The 15,877-nt window shown below is 62.2% G+C and carries 14 protein-coding genes and 2 pseudogenes; 12 read left to right on the top strand and 4 right to left on the bottom strand.

Annotated features, from left to right (window positions below):
* Positions 1-14 precede the first annotated feature (14 nt).
* Positions 15-845, bottom strand: coding sequence for an SDR family oxidoreductase (locus tag QMA15_RS06415; protein WP_020908030.1), 831 nt, complete (start codon positions 843-845; stop codon positions 15-17).
* Positions 846-928: 83 nt separating this feature from the next.
* On the opposite strand from QMA15_RS06415, the gene QMA15_RS06420 reads away from it, so the two are divergent.
* Together QMA15_RS06420 and QMA15_RS06425 are read left to right on the top strand one after the other, a co-directional pair.
* A complete protein-coding gene (locus tag QMA15_RS06420; RefSeq protein ID WP_290283779.1) occupies positions 929-1,531 on the top strand; it encodes a TetR/AcrR family transcriptional regulator in 603 nt (200 codons plus the stop codon).
* A 110-nt stretch (positions 1,532-1,641) separates the two neighbouring features.
* Positions 1,642-1,974, top strand: coding sequence for an SDR family NAD(P)-dependent oxidoreductase (locus QMA15_RS06425; RefSeq protein WP_290283780.1), 333 nt, complete (start codon positions 1,642-1,644; stop codon positions 1,972-1,974).
* A gap of 14 nt (positions 1,975-1,988) precedes the next feature.
* On the opposite strand, the gene QMA15_RS06430 is transcribed toward QMA15_RS06425, so the two are convergent.
* Positions 1,989-2,717: an NUDIX domain-containing protein gene (locus QMA15_RS06430; RefSeq protein WP_007733069.1), complete on the bottom strand. Its 729-nt coding sequence runs from the start codon at positions 2,715-2,717 to the stop codon at positions 1,989-1,991.
* A 102-nt stretch (positions 2,718-2,819) separates the two neighbouring features.
* Here QMA15_RS06430 and nadA point away from each other — a divergent pair, with 102 nt between their 5' ends.
* The 3 genes from nadA to nadC are packed head-to-tail and all read left to right on the top strand — an operon-like array spanning position 2,820 to position 6,297.
* A complete protein-coding gene (gene nadA, locus QMA15_RS06435; protein WP_020908027.1) occupies positions 2,820-3,857 on the top strand; it encodes a quinolinate synthase NadA in 1,038 nt (345 codons plus the stop codon).
* Positions 3,854-5,425, top strand: coding sequence for an L-aspartate oxidase (locus QMA15_RS06440; protein ID WP_290283781.1), 1,572 nt, complete (start codon positions 3,854-3,856; stop codon positions 5,423-5,425). The genes nadA and QMA15_RS06440 overlap by 4 nt, the downstream gene beginning before the upstream one ends.
* On the top strand, positions 5,425-6,297 hold the full coding sequence (gene nadC, locus QMA15_RS06445; protein WP_003941805.1) for a carboxylating nicotinate-nucleotide diphosphorylase: 873 nt from the start codon (positions 5,425-5,427) through the stop codon (positions 6,295-6,297). The genes QMA15_RS06440 and nadC overlap by 1 nt, the downstream gene beginning before the upstream one ends.
* A 6-nt stretch (positions 6,298-6,303) precedes the next feature.
* Here the strand turns inward: nadC and QMA15_RS06450 are convergent, their stop codons facing one another.
* On the bottom strand, positions 6,304-7,212 hold the full coding sequence (locus tag QMA15_RS06450; RefSeq protein ID WP_042952068.1) for a LysR family transcriptional regulator: 909 nt from the start codon (positions 7,210-7,212) through the stop codon (positions 6,304-6,306).
* 71 nt (positions 7,213-7,283) lie between these two features.
* Between QMA15_RS06450 and dapA the strand changes: the two genes are divergently transcribed.
* The 6 genes and pseudogenes from dapA (at position 7,284) to QMA15_RS06480 (ending at position 14,676) form a co-directional block, all read left to right on the top strand.
* Entirely contained in the window at positions 7,284-8,177 is an 894-nt protein-coding gene (gene dapA, locus QMA15_RS06455) for a 4-hydroxy-tetrahydrodipicolinate synthase (protein ID WP_290283782.1), read from the top strand.
* Positions 8,178-8,225: 48 nt separating this feature from the next.
* Positions 8,226-9,535, top strand: a pseudogene (locus tag QMA15_RS06460) (DUF222 domain-containing protein).
* Between the two features lie 123 nt (positions 9,536-9,658).
* Positions 9,659-10,171, top strand: a complete 513-nt coding sequence (locus QMA15_RS06465; protein WP_019748801.1) for a GNAT family N-acetyltransferase — start codon at positions 9,659-9,661, stop codon at positions 10,169-10,171.
* A gap of 93 nt (positions 10,172-10,264) precedes the next feature.
* Positions 10,265-12,310 (top strand): glycosyltransferase family 39 protein, encoded by a 2,046-nt coding sequence (locus QMA15_RS06470; protein ID WP_290283783.1) that lies wholly within the window; start codon positions 10,265-10,267, stop codon positions 12,308-12,310.
* Positions 12,311-12,344: 34 nt separating this feature from the next.
* The gene (locus QMA15_RS06475) at positions 12,345-13,598 is read left to right on the top strand and encodes a hypothetical protein (protein WP_019748799.1); all 1,254 of its coding nucleotides are present in this window, start codon (positions 12,345-12,347) and stop codon (positions 13,596-13,598) included.
* 574 nt (positions 13,599-14,172) lie between these two features.
* On the top strand, positions 14,173-14,676 hold the full coding sequence (locus QMA15_RS06480) for a MarR family transcriptional regulator (RefSeq protein ID WP_020908019.1): 504 nt from the start codon (positions 14,173-14,175) through the stop codon (positions 14,674-14,676).
* Positions 14,677-14,712: 36 nt separating this feature from the next.
* On the opposite strand, the pseudogene QMA15_RS06485 reads toward QMA15_RS06480, so the two are convergent.
* Positions 14,713-15,694 (bottom strand): annotated as a pseudogene (locus tag QMA15_RS06485) (iron-siderophore ABC transporter substrate-binding protein).
* Here QMA15_RS06485 and QMA15_RS06490 point away from each other — a divergent pair.
* Positions 15,579-15,833, top strand: coding sequence for a hypothetical protein (locus QMA15_RS06490; protein ID WP_290283793.1), 255 nt, complete (start codon positions 15,579-15,581; stop codon positions 15,831-15,833). The pseudogene QMA15_RS06485 and the gene QMA15_RS06490 overlap by 116 nt on opposite strands.
* Positions 15,834-15,877 lie beyond the last annotated feature (44 nt).

The raw sequence follows: 15,877 nt of genomic DNA on the forward strand, positions 1-15,877 counted from the left end.
CAGCCGACGCTTCTCTATACCGCCGACGTCGACGGGCGGTTCGCTGCGGACTTCATTCGCACGTCACCCAACAGTCGACCCGAAATCAACGCTCCCAACCGGCGGGTTGCGAAGCGAGTGCTGATCGAGGACACCCAATTCGGCAAACCTGATACGACTGTCGGCGGTGCGTTGCGTCGATCCAGTGCCCGGAAAGCCGTATCCACCACCTGAGTTGCCGTCTGCATGCGCCCGACCGCAGCATCTTCGGAGCCGACGACGTCGAAGAACTCGGTTCGTGTCGGGCCGGGGCACACCGCCAATACGGTCAATCCGCTGCCGCGAGCTTCTGCCCAGAGTGCTTCGGTGAAGTTGAGTACAAAAGCCTTGGACGCGCCGTAGACGGCCATGCCAGGGGTCGGCTGGAACGACGCCGTGCTCGCGATGTTGACGAGCGCTCCACGTCCGCCCAGGAGATCGGGCAGGAAGGTGTGCGTCAGTTCGACCAGTGTGGCGATGTTGAGCTGAATTTCGGACGTGACGCGCTCGAGATCTTCGTCCACGAATGCTCCGTGTGTTCCGAAACCGGCGTTGTTGATCAGCGAGGTGACGGTGATGCCACGGTTTGTCAGCTCCTGGTGCAGTGTTGCGCCGACGCCGGGTGCCGCCAGGTCGGCAGGCAGAACTGTGACTGTGATGCCGTGGGCGACGCGGAGTTCGGTAGCGAGGGCTTCGAGGCGATCTGCCCGCCTGGCGACGAGAACCAGATTTGCACCGCGAGCGGCGAAGCGGTGAGCGAATTCCACTCCGAGCCCAGCGCTGGCTCCGGTGATGAGGACGGTGGTTCCGGCTACGTCGATGGCCATGGTGGCTCCTTCGGTTCGGGTGATCCCAAATGTAGGCACTGACACCATAGTTGTCAATGACAACATTTTGATATGGTGCCACCATGCCCGCCCACGAACAGCCGTACCACCACGGCAGCCTGCGACAGGAACTCCTGGCGTCGGCTGAAGCGACCCTCGAGCGAGATGGCGTCGACAAGTTGTCGCTGCGGCAGCTTGCGCGCGAGGCGGGCGTCAGTCACGCGGCCCCTGGCAAGCATTTTCGCGACCGTCAGGCTTTGCTCGATGCCTTGGCTGAAAGCGGATTCCATCGGATGACCGGTGCACTCGAGCGAGCAGTTTCGGAGGCGCCGCCGACCGCGAGAGCCCGGTTCTCCTCGCTCGCCAACGCCTATGTGGATTTTGCGTTGGAGCATCCGGGTCTGTTGTCTCTGATGTACAGCAACAAGCATGCACCCGGTGCGGCCGAGACTGTCGTGAACGCGGGGCACGCGACGATGGACCTGACCGTTCGGCTCGTATCGGAAGCGCAGGCTGCGGGTGACATTGCCGCCGGTAATCCGGAAAGTATTGCGCTGGTTGCCTTTGCGACGTTCCATGGCGTCGCGACGCTGGCCGCGGGCGGAATGTTGGGCGACGTGCCGATCGGTGATGTGGTGAACGCGGCCTCGACGGTCTTCTGGGCGGGGCTGTCTCGATCTGCCTGATGTGTGGGGCGCGGAATCCCCAGAGTTCTCACAGAACCAACACAAGGGAGCCACAAGATTGCGGACTTACATGGGAGTCAAGAAGTTTGATTCCGAGTGGAGGTTTCGCAATGAGCGTTTCGGAGATCGCCCCGAACAGGGGAGTTGTACTTGTCACGGACATCGGATTCGAGCACGGTGCGCGTATCGCCACCGAGTTTCTCGACGCCGGTTGGAGCGTGGCGGTCACTGCGCGGACGGTGACAGAATTGGTGCGCGTCATGGCGGGAAAACCGACCCATCGCTTCTTTGCGATAGTCGCTGATCCGACGGATCGTTGGCAGGCCGATCGGATTCTCGATCGGGTGACGACGCGGTTCGGCGCAATCAATCGGGTCATCGATCCGGCCGGCGCGGTGACCTCGGCGTGGCTGCAACGCGGAAGTTTCGAAGCCGTTGCCTGAGAACCTGATCGACGTCAGCTCGGGGGACGCAGTGCAGCGAACTCGTCGGTGACTCGCAAGGTGGAGTCGGTGAAGCGGTACAGGGCCGGTGGGCGTCCGCCCGACTTGCCGGACGGTGCGGTGTTGCCGGTGGGAGTCAGTACGCCTCGGCGACCCAGTACGCGTTGCAAGTTGGTTGCGTCGACTTGGTAACCGAGTGCAGCGCAGTAGATTTCACGCAGCGTCGACATCGCGAACTCTTCGGGAGCCAGCCCGAATGCGATGTTGGTGTAGGAGAGTTTTGCAGCCAGTCGATTACGCGCGTGCCGTACGACGGTTCCGTGGTCGAACGACATCTCCGGCAACTTCGAAACGGGGTGCCAGGCCGTGTCGGGCGGAAGTTGTGGGTCGGCGCTGAGGGGAACGAGTCCGAGGAAGGTCGACGCGATGCGGCGCGGGCCCGGCACTCGTTGTGGATCACTGAAGACGGAGAGTTGCTCGAGGTGGGCGACCTTTCGTAGGTCGACCTTCTCGGCGAGGAGTCGTCGAGCGGAGGTCGTCAGGTCCTCGTCGTCGCGCAAAGTGCCCCCGGGCAGTGACCATGTGCCTTTCTGCGGGTTGAGTGCGCGCTGCCACAGCAGCACGGCCAACTCTTCACGCCCTTGTGGGCAGTGATCGCCGTCACCTGCGGCGATGCTTGCGGGGAAGGTGCGAACTTGGAACACCGCTGCAAGCACTTCGTGGGTGGTGTTACTATTGGGCACGTTTTCGATCCTAAGTCGAAAACCTCGAATACGGAAATCCGGGCCAGCCCGTCCGGATTTGAACTGGGTGACGAGCCCGGGTTCACGGTGAAGGAGAACGCCATGACGACCACGACGTTATGGGAGGGATCGGCCTCGCAGATTCACGACGGCCCCGGCGGATACAACGGAGTCGAAGCGACCCCCGAGTGGGCCGCTGAGATCAAACGTCTGGCTCGCGAACGCGGCGCGACGATTCTTGCGCACAACTACCAGCTGCCTGCGATTCAGGACGTCGCCGATCATGTCGGCGACTCCCTGGCGCTTTCGCGAATCGCTGCCGAGGCGCCCGAGGACACGATTGTCTTCTGCGGTGTGCACTTCATGGCCGAGACCGCGAAGATCCTGTCGCCGTCCAAGACCGTGCTGATCCCGGACGAGCGTGCCGGCTGCTCTCTGGCCGACTCGATCAATGCCGAGCAGCTTCGTGAGTGGAAGGCCGACAACCCGAACGCGCTGGTGGTGTCGTACGTGAACACGACGGCAGAGGTGAAAGGTCTCACCGACATCTGCTGCACGTCGTCCAATGCCGTCGACGTGGTCAACTCGATTGATCCCGACCGGGAAGTTCTCTTCCTCCCGGACCAGTTCCTCGGAGCTCACGTCAAACGCGTCACAGGCCGCACCAACATGCAGATCTGGGCCGGTGAATGCCACGTCCACGCGGGTATCAACGGTGACGAGTTGACGGCGAAGTCCAAGGCTCACCCCGATGCCGAGCTTTTTGTGCACCCTGAATGCGGTTGCGCTACTTCGGCTCTGTACCTCGCCGGTGAAGGCGCGGTCCCCGCGGACAAGGTCAAGATCCTCTCCACCGGCGGAATGCTCGACGCTGCCCGCGTCACCAAGAGCAAGCAGGTTCTGGTCGCCACCGAGATCGGGATGCTGCACCAGTTGCGCAAGGCAGCGCCCGACGTCGATTTCCAGGCCGTCAACGACCGCGCGTCGTGCCCGTACATGAAGATGATCACGCCTGCCGCGTTGCTTCGCTGCCTTCTCGAGGGCAAGGACGAGGTCCACGTCGATCTCGAGATGGCCAAGCGTGCGCAGAAATCGGTGCAGCGCATGATCGAGATCGGTAATCCGGGCGGCGGCGAGTGACCAGCCCTGCCGGGCGTTTCGCCTGGGAGGCTCATGCCGACCTGGTCGTCGTGGGAGGCGGTGTCGCGGGCCTCACCGCTGCGCGCACCGCTTCTCTGCGGGGGCTGAAAGTACTCACGGTCAGCAAGGGTGGTCCGACGGACACCTCGACTCAGTACGCGCAGGGCGGCATCGCAGTCGTCGACGATCTGAATACGGATTCCGTCGAGTCGCACGTTGCGGATACGTGTGAGGCCGGCGTCGGCTTGTGCGACGAGGAAGCCGTCTATTCCATCGTCGAAGCTGGTCACGACGCAGTTGCGGCGCTGGCCGCGTTGGGCGCGGTCTTCGATCGCGGGCGAGACGGCGAGGTGTCGCGCACCCGCGAGGGTGGGCACAGCACGCGTCGGATCATCCATGCGGGCGGCGACGCCACGGGCGCGGAAGTGCAGCGGGCTCTCAACGCTGCCGGCCTCCCCGTTCTGTTCGGTGCAGCGGCAGTCCAGGTGGTGACCAACCGGCGCGGGGTGTGTGGACTCATCGTCTCCTCGCCGGAAGGGCTCGGAGTGATCCATGCGCCCGCGGTACTGCTCGCTACCGGTGGACTCGGTCAGCTGTATGCCTGCAGTACAAATCCGCCCGGCGCAACTGCCGACGGAATCGCGTTGGCGCTCGAAGCAGGTGCGGCAATTGCGGATCTGGAATTCGTTCAGTTCCATCCGACGGTCCTCTTCACTCCGGGTGGAGTAGGTCGCCGGCCCTTGATCAGTGAGGCGGTCCGCGGCGAAGGTGCGATTCTTGTCGACACCAACGGCGATTCGGTCACCGCAGGTGTTCATCCGCTGGGTGATCTCGCCCCGCGTGACGTGGTCTCGCGCGCAATCGCAGCACGCCTACGAGATCTCGGCACCGATCACGTCTACCTCGACGCCCGCAAGCTCGACGGCTTCGATTCGCGGTTCCCGACGATCACCGCATCCTGTCTCGAAGCGGGCATCGATCCACGCACCCAACTCATTCCGGTCGCTCCGGCCGCGCACTACTCGTGCGGTGGAGTCGCCACCGACGTCCATGGACGAACGGGAGTGCCTGGACTCTACGCAGCCGGCGAAGTGGCTCGCACGGGATTGCACGGCGCGAATCGTCTTGCGTCCAACAGCCTTCTCGAGGGTTTGGTGGTCGGGGAGCGTGCCGGAATCGCAGCTGCCGAGCGTCGCGAGGTTCATGCCGAAGTGGTCAACGTGGTGCGCAAGCCGATGCCGATCCTCCCACGAGAGACTGTGCAGTCCGTCATGACAGCACACGCGTCGGTGGTTCGCGACGGAGGCGGTCTCCTGACTGCGCGAGCCGCGCTTGCCGACGCCGATCAGACAGTGGCGGTGGCTGCTGGGGACCTCGAAGACGCGGCGCTCACACTGACCGCGACAGCGTTGGTCGATGTAGCCGTGGCACGAACCGAGAGCCGAGGCTGTCACACCCGCACCGACTATCCTGAAACAGATCCGAATCAGCGTCGCAGCACTCGGATCAAGATGAGTGCCGATGGAGCGCTCGAAATACCAGACATGTTGTTGACAGGAGTTCATTGATGACCGAGCAGAAGATCCTGCCCGCGCCGCTCGACCGTGACGAACTGCTCACGTTGGTCAGGCTCGCTCTGGACGAGGATCTGCGCTATGGCCCTGATATCACTTCTACCGCAACGGTTCCCGCCGATGCGGTCGCGAAGGCTTCGGTCGTCTCACGCTCCTCGGGTACTGTCGCCGGCATCGACGTCGGACTGCTTGTTCTCGACGAGGTGATCGGCGCGGGTAACTACGAGGTCGTTGATCGGGTGGCCGATGGAACTCGGGTTGCGCCAGGTCAATCGGTGCTCACCGTCGTCGCGCCCACCCGCGGCCTTCTCACGGCAGAGCGGACGATGCTCAACCTCGTCTGCCATCTCTCGGGAATCGCCACGGCGACGTCGCAGTGGGTCGACGCCATCGCCGGCACTCATGCCAAAGTGCGGGACAGCCGAAAGACACTGCCCGGACTGCGTTCTCTGCAGAAATATGCAGTCCACGTGGGCGGAGGCGTCAACCACCGCATGGGATTGGGTGACGCGGCGTTGATCAAGGACAACCACGTTGCCGCTGCCGGTTCGGTGGTCGCAGCACTTCGTGCGGTCCGTGAGCTCGCCCCGGACATCGAGTGCGAAGTCGAGGTCGACAACCTCACTCAGCTCGACCAGGTGCTGGCGGAGAACGTGGAACTTGTTCTGCTGGACAACTTCCCGCTGTGGCAGACGCAGATCGCGGTCCAACGCCGAGACGCTGTTGCCCCCGAAACCAAGCTCGAGTCATCCGGTGGTCTCACCATCGACGTTGCCGCAGAGTACGCCCGAACCGGCGTCGACTACCTCGCTGTAGGTGCCTTGACGCACTCGGTGACAGTGCTCGACCTCGGGCTCGACATGTAGGTGCCGCTATCGCTCGGCGTCCAGCAGTTGCGGGACGGCCGAGCGAAGCGCGCTTGTCACGGTTGCGACCGCCGGGTGAGCGTCGGAGCCGGCTCGGTGTGCGATCTTGGTCCTTCGTCGAATGGGCATCGGCGTCAGGCGCACTCCGAGTGGCGGATGGATGGCTCCGAGTTCCGGGACCAGTGAAACGCCCTGCCCTGCAGCGACGAGGGCGAGAACGGTGGCGAACTCGTCGATGTGGTGTCGCACTTTCGGGGTGAACCCGGCCGCTTGGCACGCGCGAATGGTCATTGCATGACAAGCAGTTCCGGGGATCGCAGTAATCCAGTGCTGCTCCACGCAGTGGGTCAGCGCGGTAATGGTGCTGTCGGGATCTGTAGCGGTGTCGTTCGACGCCAGATAGACCGATTCGCTGCACAGAGGCAACGCTGTCAGGCCCGGTTCGCTGGGACGAGGGACGAAGTCGTAGTCGTGAATCAACGCCAAGTCCAGATTCCCAGCTCGTAGGGCGTCGGCGACGTCCGCTGGGTCGATCTCCGAAACCATCGGTTCCAACCCGGGATGCTCGCGAGAGAGGGCGATCAATGCCGGCGGGAGGATCGCCCGTGCGGCGGTCGGGAACGTTCCGATGCGCAGCGGCCCCGCCAGTCCACGACGCGCGTCGACCAATTCACCCGACGCCTGCTCCAGGCGTTGCAGGATGACTTCGGCATGACGTGCGAGGTTCTCACCGGCCGGCGTGAGGCGGACGCGACGGCCTGTTCGTTCCAGCAGCGGCACGCCGGCTTCACGTTCGAGGACGGCCAATTGCTGCGACACCGCGGAGGGACTGAACGACAGCGCCTCGGCAACGGCAACGATGGTTCCGCGCAGCGCTAGTTCGCGCAATAGCTTCAGTCGACGAACATCGAGCATCAGCTCAGCTTACGCTCGACGATGGAAATGCGAACTAGACCTACAAGGTCTGTTCGGTGAGGCTGAGTTCTATGACTACGACTCGAGTTGACCTGGCCGGAATCCATGTACCACTGATCACGCCCTTCGAGAGCGACGGTCGTGTTGCAACCGACGCACTCGAACAGCTTGCGCACCAGGTCCTCTCCGACGGTGCGGTCGGACTCGTTGCACTGGGGACTACAGCGGAAACCGCAACCCTCACCGAGCAAGAGAGAGTGACCGTTCTGGATATCTGTGCGAGCGTGTGCCGTGCGAGAGGTGCGACGTTGATCGTGGGCGCGGGTAGCAACGACACGGCGGGCAGTGCGCAGGCGCTCGGGAGGCTGACTCGGTGGCCTGACGTCTCGGCGGCCTTGGTGCCGGTTCCCTCCTTCACGAGGCCGTCGAAAGCCGGTGTGGTGGCGCATTTCGCGCATCTGCAGTCGTCGAGCCGCGTGCCGCTGATCGTCTATCACGTGCCGTACCGAACTGCGTGCGATCTGGACAGCGGCACTTTGCGGGAGCTGGGTGATTTGCCCGGGGTTGTTGGTGTGAAGTATGCCGCGGGCGGTATCGACGCAGCTGCCGTCGAACTCTTCGCGGATCTTCCGGACGACTTCGCCGTGCTGGCGGGGGATGATCTGTTTCTCGCGCCGCTTCTGGCCTTGGGTGCGTCAGGCGGAATCTTGGCGTCCGCTCATGTGTCGACCGCCGAGTTCGTGCGCCTGGTGAAGGCTTGGGACAGTGGAGATGTGGACAGTGTTCGCGATCTTGGGCGACGGTTGTCGACGCTGTCAGGAGCTCTCTTTTCCGAATCGAACCCGACTGTCATCAAGGGCGTGTTGCATGCATTGGGGCAGATTCCGACTCCCCATGTGCGACTGCCGTTGCTACCTGCGAGTGACGAATCGGTAGCGCGGGCGCTCGAGGTCTACCACTCTTGACTCGAACGGGTGTTCGAGTATTGTTGGGGGTGGGGATCGGGGGATTCAATGAGTGTCTATCTGTCGGATGTGGTGTCTGGTTCTGCGGTGGGGTTGCGCGGACGACTGTGGCGGTTGTCTGCTTCTGAGTTACGTACCGCTGCTATCGAGGCGAGTGCGGAGATTCTTCGTCTCGAGGCCGTTCGTGTGGCGGTGGTGGACGAGTTGTCGTTGCGGCCGGATGATCAGGTGATTGCCAGCCGCGGGGTGGGTGCTGGTTGGCGGCGAACACGATGCTGCAGGTTCGGGACGGGAAGAAGATCGCCGCCCTGGGTGCAGCGCTACGGCCGTTTCCGGCAGTGGCGGCCCGGTTCGATGACGGGGACTGCTCCTTCGATCATGCCGTGTTGATCGTGGCGTTCTGCGAATCACCACCGAAGGGCATGCCGGAGGAAGCGCTCCCTCGCTGTATCGACTTGTTGCTGGCTGCCGCTTCCGGAGTGGAGGCCACGACCACGAAGGTACGGAACGTGATCGCGACCTTGGAGCGAGTGTTCGAATCCGACGAGATTCCGCCCGCCGAAGATATCGACCGCAACGAGCTCCGGATCGCGTCGACACTGAACGGCCGGGTGGTGGTGCGCGGAGATTTCGACGCCCTCACCGGTGAAATGCTGCTCTCCGCCCTGTCGAATCTGACGATGCCCACCCCGGCACCGGATGGAACCCCGGATTCTCGGTCTGCGGCGAAACGCACGGCGGATGGGTTCACCGAACTGATTCGGCGTTATCTGGACTGCGCGAAGACCGGTTTCGATGGTGGGCAGCGTCCGCACGTGAACGTGCACATCAACGCGCGTGATCTGGCTGAGCATCGGGACTGCGCCGCAACACCCGCCGCTCCCGCTTCTGTTGGTGGAGTGGCTGTGTCGGATCTCGATGTCGGGCACATGCCGTGGCTCGGACCACTCTCGGTCTCGCAGACCAGACTCCTTGGGTGCGATTGTTTCCTGTCGACTGTTCTGCTCGATGATCACGGGGCGCCCTTGGATGCGAAACCCGGAAAGAGGTTGGTCACCGCCGAACAGCGAGTGGCGTTGATCGCCCGGGACAAGGGCTGCGCGTTCCCGGGCTGCACATGTGTGCCCGCGTGGACCGATGCGCACCACATCCGGCACTGGGCTAACGGTGGCCCGACGGTGATGAACAACCTTGTCCTGCTGTGCCGTTCACATCACCGGCTGATGCACCGGAAATCCGGGTTCGTCGGGAAGTGGGTGATCCGGATCGGGGTCGACAACAAACCGTGGTTCATCCCGCCGCCCTCGATCGACCCGCAGCAGCACCCGCGATCGGCGAACACCACATTCAAAACCTGACTGAGTGGTGAGACCCGTTCAGATACACAACTTCACGTCGATAGGCTTCAACTCGGAGATACATCCGGGTTGGGGCCTGGAGGCCGTGTTGTTGTGAACGGCTGCAGATATGGGGGAGGTCATATGGTTGTGGACGTTGTGCAAGCGGTCGAGAGCGATGGGCCGGAGATTCTGGCGCTGCGGCACGCGGCAGAAGACTGGTTGGCAGAACGCGGAATCATCCAGTGGCGCCCACGCGAAGTGTCTGTCGAGCAGGTCGGGGAGCAGATTTCGAGAGGGGAGTTCTTTGTTGCGCGAGACCGGGCGCAGTTAAGGATTGTCGGCGCCCTGCGGTTGATCTGGTCAGACCCCGTGGTCTGGCCCGATTCGAACGAGCCTGCCGGCTACGTGCACGGATTGGTTATCGATCGAGAATTTTCGGGCACTTCGTTGGGCGAACGCTTACTCGTCTGGGCCCATCGACGGTCCGCGGAGGAGGGCGCGCAGTACTTGCGGCTCGATTGTGTCGAAACGAACGTGCGGTTGCGCCGCTACTACCGAGACGCGGGTTTCGCCGAGGTAGGGCGTCGTGACTTCGGAGATGTTGTCTACAACGGTTGGTTCAGCGTCGTGCTGTTCGAGCGTTCCCTGACCTGATTCATTCACAGCAACTTTCCAGCCGGCTCCCAGTGCCGCCGGGGTTGAAAGCGCGATCGTTGGCAGGACAGTAACTCGTGAAGGGACTTCCTGATGACCGCCGTTCTGCATCCGGCCCCGCCTCAGCGGCCGGCACCAACTGCCCATCGAGCCGAGCCCTCGCCGTCGTGGTTCCGCACTCGCCGTACAGGATTGGCGCTGACGATCCTGTTGGCAGCAACGGCGGTCTTGTATTTGTGGAATTTGACCGCGAGTGGCTACGCCAACACCTTCTACGCTGCGGCGGCGCAGGCCGGCTCCCAGAATTGGAAAGCGTGGTTCTTCGGCTCCCTCGATACCTCGAATTTCATCACTCTCGACAAACCGCCCGCTTCATTGTGGGTCATGGGTCTGTCCGGACGAATCTTCGGATTTTCGAGTGCCAGCCTTCTTGTTCCGCAGGCGTTGATGGGCGTCGGATCGGTTGCGCTCGTGTATGCGGCCGTCAAACGAGTGGCGACCCCGGCTGCGGGTCTTGTGGCGGGAGCTGTGTGGGCAGCTACGCCCGCTGCCGCCCTGATGTTCAAGTTCGACAATCCCGATGCATTGCTTGTTCTGCTCATGACTCTCGCCGGCTACTTCGTGATTCGCGCCATGTGCACGGTGGTGGGTCGACGAGCCGCAGTGTGGGTGGCGCTCGCAGGAGTCGCGCTGGGCTTCGCTTTTCTCACCAAGATGTTGCAAGGGCTGATGGTGTTGCCTGCATTTGGTGCCGCGTATTTGATTGCCGGACAGGTGCGCTTGCGGACTCGCCTGTTCCACCTGGTGATCGGTGCTGCGTCCGTTGTCATATCGGCTGGGTGGTGGGTGTTGGCAGTGTGGCTGTGGCCCGCTGATTCTCGCCCGTACATCGGCGGATCGACCAACAACAGCGTCATGGACTTGGTACTGGGATACAACGGATTGGGTCGACTTTTCGGGAACACCGGTGGCGGAATGTCCGGTGGTAGTAGTGGAATGGCCGGTGGTAGTAGTGGAATGGCCGGTGGCAGTGCAGGTTCCAGCTTTGGGGGAAGTGCCGGACTCGATCGGCTGTTCGGCAGCGAGATGGGTATCCAGATTTCCTGGCTGATTCCTGCGGCACTGATCGCGTCGGTGTTCGGACTCCTCGCCCGTGGGCGTGCACCGCGCACAGATCTTCTCCGTGCGTCGTTGATCCTGTGGGGTGGTTGGTTTCTCGTTACCGGCCTGATCTTCAGCTACATGTCCGGAACGATCCACCCCTATTACACAGTTGCGCTGGCGCCTGCTGTTGCGGGGATGATCGGCGTCGGTGGATACGCCCTGTGGTTGGTGCGTGCCCGCTGGATCGGACGCTGCGGCTTGGCAGCGATGATGCTGGCCGCAGGAATTTGGAGCTGGGTGTTGTTGCACCGCAATGCCGAATGGCTGCCGATGCTGAAGTGGATTCTGTTGGCGGGCACCGTCGTCGGCGCGATCCTGGTTCTGGTGGGAGCCAAGGGTCGATTTCGCAAGCTCGCTGTCGCTGGATTGATCATCGGTTCGTTGGCAGGGATAACCGGTTCGGCGTCTTACGCGATTGCCACTGCCGCAACAGCGCATGGTGGGTCCATCCCGACGGCAGGACCAACCGACGCCGTGTCCGACTCCGGAATGGGCGGGGGAGGAGGCATGGGTGGGGACCAAGGGCAGGGAGACGGTGAGGCTCTGCCGAACTCTGATGACGCCAGCAGAAATCCGATGGCGAGTGGGCCAGGAACAACGAGTGGGCCAGGAACAAGCAGTGGTAGCGAAAGTACTTCCGAGTTGACGGCAATGTTGGTCAATGCGGGCACCACGTGGTCGGCCGCGACCAACGGCTCGCAAAGCGCAGCAACCTACGAGTTGGCCAGCGATACTGCGGTGATGGCGATCGGCGGTCGGAGTTCTGATCCCGCACCGACGCTGGACCAGTTCATCGAGTACGTGGCAGACGGCGAGGTCCACTACTACATCGCCAGTGGCCAGGGCGGAAGCCCGAAAGATGGCCAAGGCGGGGACAGTACGTCGAATGCTATTCAGGAATGGGTCGAAGCGAATTTCACGTCGACAACGGTGGGAAATTCTACGATCTACGACCTCAGCGGGTATGTCGGATAGCGACGTAGTTGTTGTCATAGGCAATGATCGAGAAATGTCTGGGCGCACCGCACACGAGTCGAACCGTCGCCGCGAGCAATGGACCTGGCGCGACGGGCTGGTGATCGTCTCAATCGTCGCATTGGGAACTGTTGTCGCGGCGGTGACGAACGAAGACACGGGCACGTCGATTCCTGGCTGCGATTCGGTGGCATCGCCGGGTCCGCCGGTGCGTATCAACTACGGTTTTACCGGTGAGCCCGGTTATGACGACCCGGACTATCCATGGTTCTCGGGACCGAAGGCCACCGCCATGAGCGACGCACTACTCGAATCGTTGCCTTCCGATGTCGACGTTGCATTTGCGAGTCCATCGAAATCGCTCGAGTTTGCGCCGATCCAGAATTACCGGGGCGTTTCGTTTCCCGACGGGGTCGACCCGATCGAGTTCAGCGGTTCGACGTCGGCGAAGGGAACCTTAACTCGCGTCGGGCGGACTGCGGATATCTCGGTTCAGGTTCGTGCATGGGATCAGTCGGTGCCACCGTGCCTGGAGGGGCTGGTGGATCGGCGGGAGTATCTCGCGAACGGAACAGTGCTCGATATCTCAGATTTCGAGGACAGAGCAGATTTCGAAGACAAAGACGGTTCGGAAGTCGGGGGCGAGCGCGGTGTAGTCGCTTATCTCGGTGACGGATCCAGAGTTGTTGCGAGCATCGACACATCGACCGGGACTTCGACGGATACTGGTCCGCTTTTGACGATGGACGAACTGATCGCGGTCGCGACAGCGCCCGGGCTCGCTGTGACTGAGCCGGTCCCAGACTCGACGCCGCCACCGATGGCATCCTGCTACACCGATTCCATGAATGCCGGTCCACCTGCGACGCGCATGGATATCGACCGACTGAATCAGTTGCTCGATGCACGTTGGAAGGATCTCGGCGCAGAAGAGGTCACTTTGGAACGCTCGCTCGGTTCGCTGGTTCCGGATGACTACGGACGGGGAGGGGCGTGCGAACGAATCGTCGTCTCGACATCGGACGGCCGCGGTGATGTCGAGATATCGATTGGTACGGCCGTCCCGGAACCAGGCGCGATCCTGACGTTGCCCAACGCCACCACGGTGACTCGCCTGGTCGATCCCGATGGCTCGGGCGATGACACGGTCCGGGTTGTTCACCCCTCCGGCGAAACAGTAGTGGTGACCCAGTTCGTGACATCGGCTGGCTCCACATCGGCGTCGCCTTTGACGATCGAACAGCTCGAGTTCATCGCAACTACACCAGGATTGTTGATTTCGCGGTAGTAGTGGACGCGTCTCGGTTACCGTGTCGCGAATGGCAGGGGAAATTGGTCGGTGGCGTCTGTTGATTTGCGTAGTAGGCATGGCTTCCTCGATCGGACTCGTGGGATGCACAGTCGATCTGGAGCAATCGTCACCCTCGCGGGCGACACCATCCGGTGGTCTTTCTGCAGGTTCAGAGTGCCCAGGAGACCCCATTGTGGAGGCGGCATTGGCTGACGCACTGCGCTCACGAGCATCCGAGTTACCTACTGGATTGACAGTCGGCGGCGGATCGTTTGATAGTGAATCGCGAAATGTCCGCCTCGATCTGTGCGTCGTGGATACCGACCCGCGCGACTCGGCTTCGTTGACCGCCCGGGCCATTCAGGCTTCGCCTCTTGGTGATTCGGTGAGCTCGATGGTCGTCCAAGTCCGCGAGCCGAATGGGTCGGCGACGACGGTGACGTGTGCCGACTTCACAGCGCACGACTTCTCGGGCGACCCTGCGGCGACGCGGAATGCGTGGGTGTAGGCATCAGCTGGCAGAATCGGAAGTCAATGTTCTTGTTGTCGAGTGACGTCGGAGGCTCAACGAATGGGCGATGCCAGCCCTGCTCGCGGTGACGACTTCTCCACGTGGTTCATTGACCAGTTCTCCGTGTACTGGCAGTCCGGTGGTGGAGCTCGCATCGAGGGACGCATTGCGGGCTATTTGTTGATCAGCGAGTCGCCAGGGGTCAGTGCCGAAGAGTTGGCGCAGGCACTGGGAGCCAGTCGCGGATCGGTGTCGACTTACATTCGCCGGTTGATCGACCGGGGGTTCGTCAAGCTCACGCGCAAGCCTCGGGATCGGACTCACTACTACGTCATGGATTCCGACGTGTGGGGCGGATTCCTCGAAACAGAGCATGTGTATCTCGAGAATCAACGCAAACTCGCGACTGAAGCACTGCAGTACGCAAATCCCAACGGCCCCGCCTACATTCGTGTCCTCAACATGCGCGATTACATGGGGTGGATCATCGACAATCGAATGTTGAGTAGCGAGTGGATGCGATTCAAAGCCCAACGCGACGGCAAGAAGCCCGCATCCGAATAGGACGCGGGCTTCTCGATCGCACGATGCTGATCTACATCATTCGTTCAGCTTCGCGATTGCCTCGTCGATCATCGGCACGTAGCGCTCGAGCGACCAGGGCACGGTCAGAGGGTTGATCATCGAGGAACCGGTGACGAAGGGCTGCTCGGTCGGAGCGATGACAGTTCCCCGAGTCACAGCGGGGATGGCCTGGTAGGCGGGCTGCGCTTCGATCTCGGCCCGATTGACCGGGTCCGAGTAGAAGGTGAAGAGCAGGTCGGACTTGTCGAGGAGGTTTGCGTTCTCGAGGCCGATGACGGCGGAGTCTGTTCCTTCAGATTCCGTCAAGGTGTAGACGACGGGATCCACCTGCAAGCCGAGTGCGCGGACCATGGCCACGCGCTGCTCTTCGGCGAAGAAGACGCCGAGGGTTCCTGGGCCCGTGTTGTAGATGAAGGAGAAGCTGACGTCGGCGTAGTTCGGATGTGCTGCAGTCGATTCCGCGAACTGCGACTTGATCTTGTCGATTTCGGCTGTCGCCTTCTCGGATTCGCCCATGGCTTTGCCGATGACGTTGATCTGGTCTTTCCCACGTGATGGTCCACGGACTCTCGGCGTAGGCGACGGTCGGCGCGAACGCGTTCAGTGAGTCGAACTGCTGCTGGGTGATGCCGGACCAGGGGGCGAGGATCAGGTCGGGCTCGAGAGCGATGATCGCTTCGATGTTGAGATCGGTTCCGCCGGTGAACTGCTCTGGCAGTTCGCCACCTTGCTTAGTGACCGCTTCGTGGACCCACGGCAGATATCCGGTGTCGTCGCTGCCCCATGCGTAATTTTCGACGCCGACGGGGATCGTGCCGAGCGCGATCACGGTCTCCGCCGACCCCATGCCGAGGGTCACGATCCGCTCAGGCTTTTCGGTGATGACGGCTTTTCCGAGCGCACTTTCGATAGTGACGGTTTCGAAGTCGCTGCTGCTTGATTCGGTTGCGGTGTCGTTGTTACTGCATCCGCCGATTACCAGGGCGGCAATGACCAATCCACTCAGCGCCACAGTTCGGCGAAGTGAGCGCACACGGGCGTATCGCATGGGGAACCTTCCGTTGTCGATGCGCCGAGGAGTGAGACTCCGACGGATCGCAGCCGACGGCCGGTTCCAGGCGCGTCAGGAAGCCTAGGCTAGCCTTCGTCAAAGTTTCAAATCTGTTGAAAGTTCACTAGC

The sequence above is a fragment of the Rhodococcus sp. APC 3903 genome, assembly GCF_030407755.1.
GTDB classification, from domain to species: domain Bacteria; phylum Actinomycetota; class Actinomycetes; order Mycobacteriales; family Mycobacteriaceae; genus Rhodococcus_F; species Rhodococcus_F erythropolis.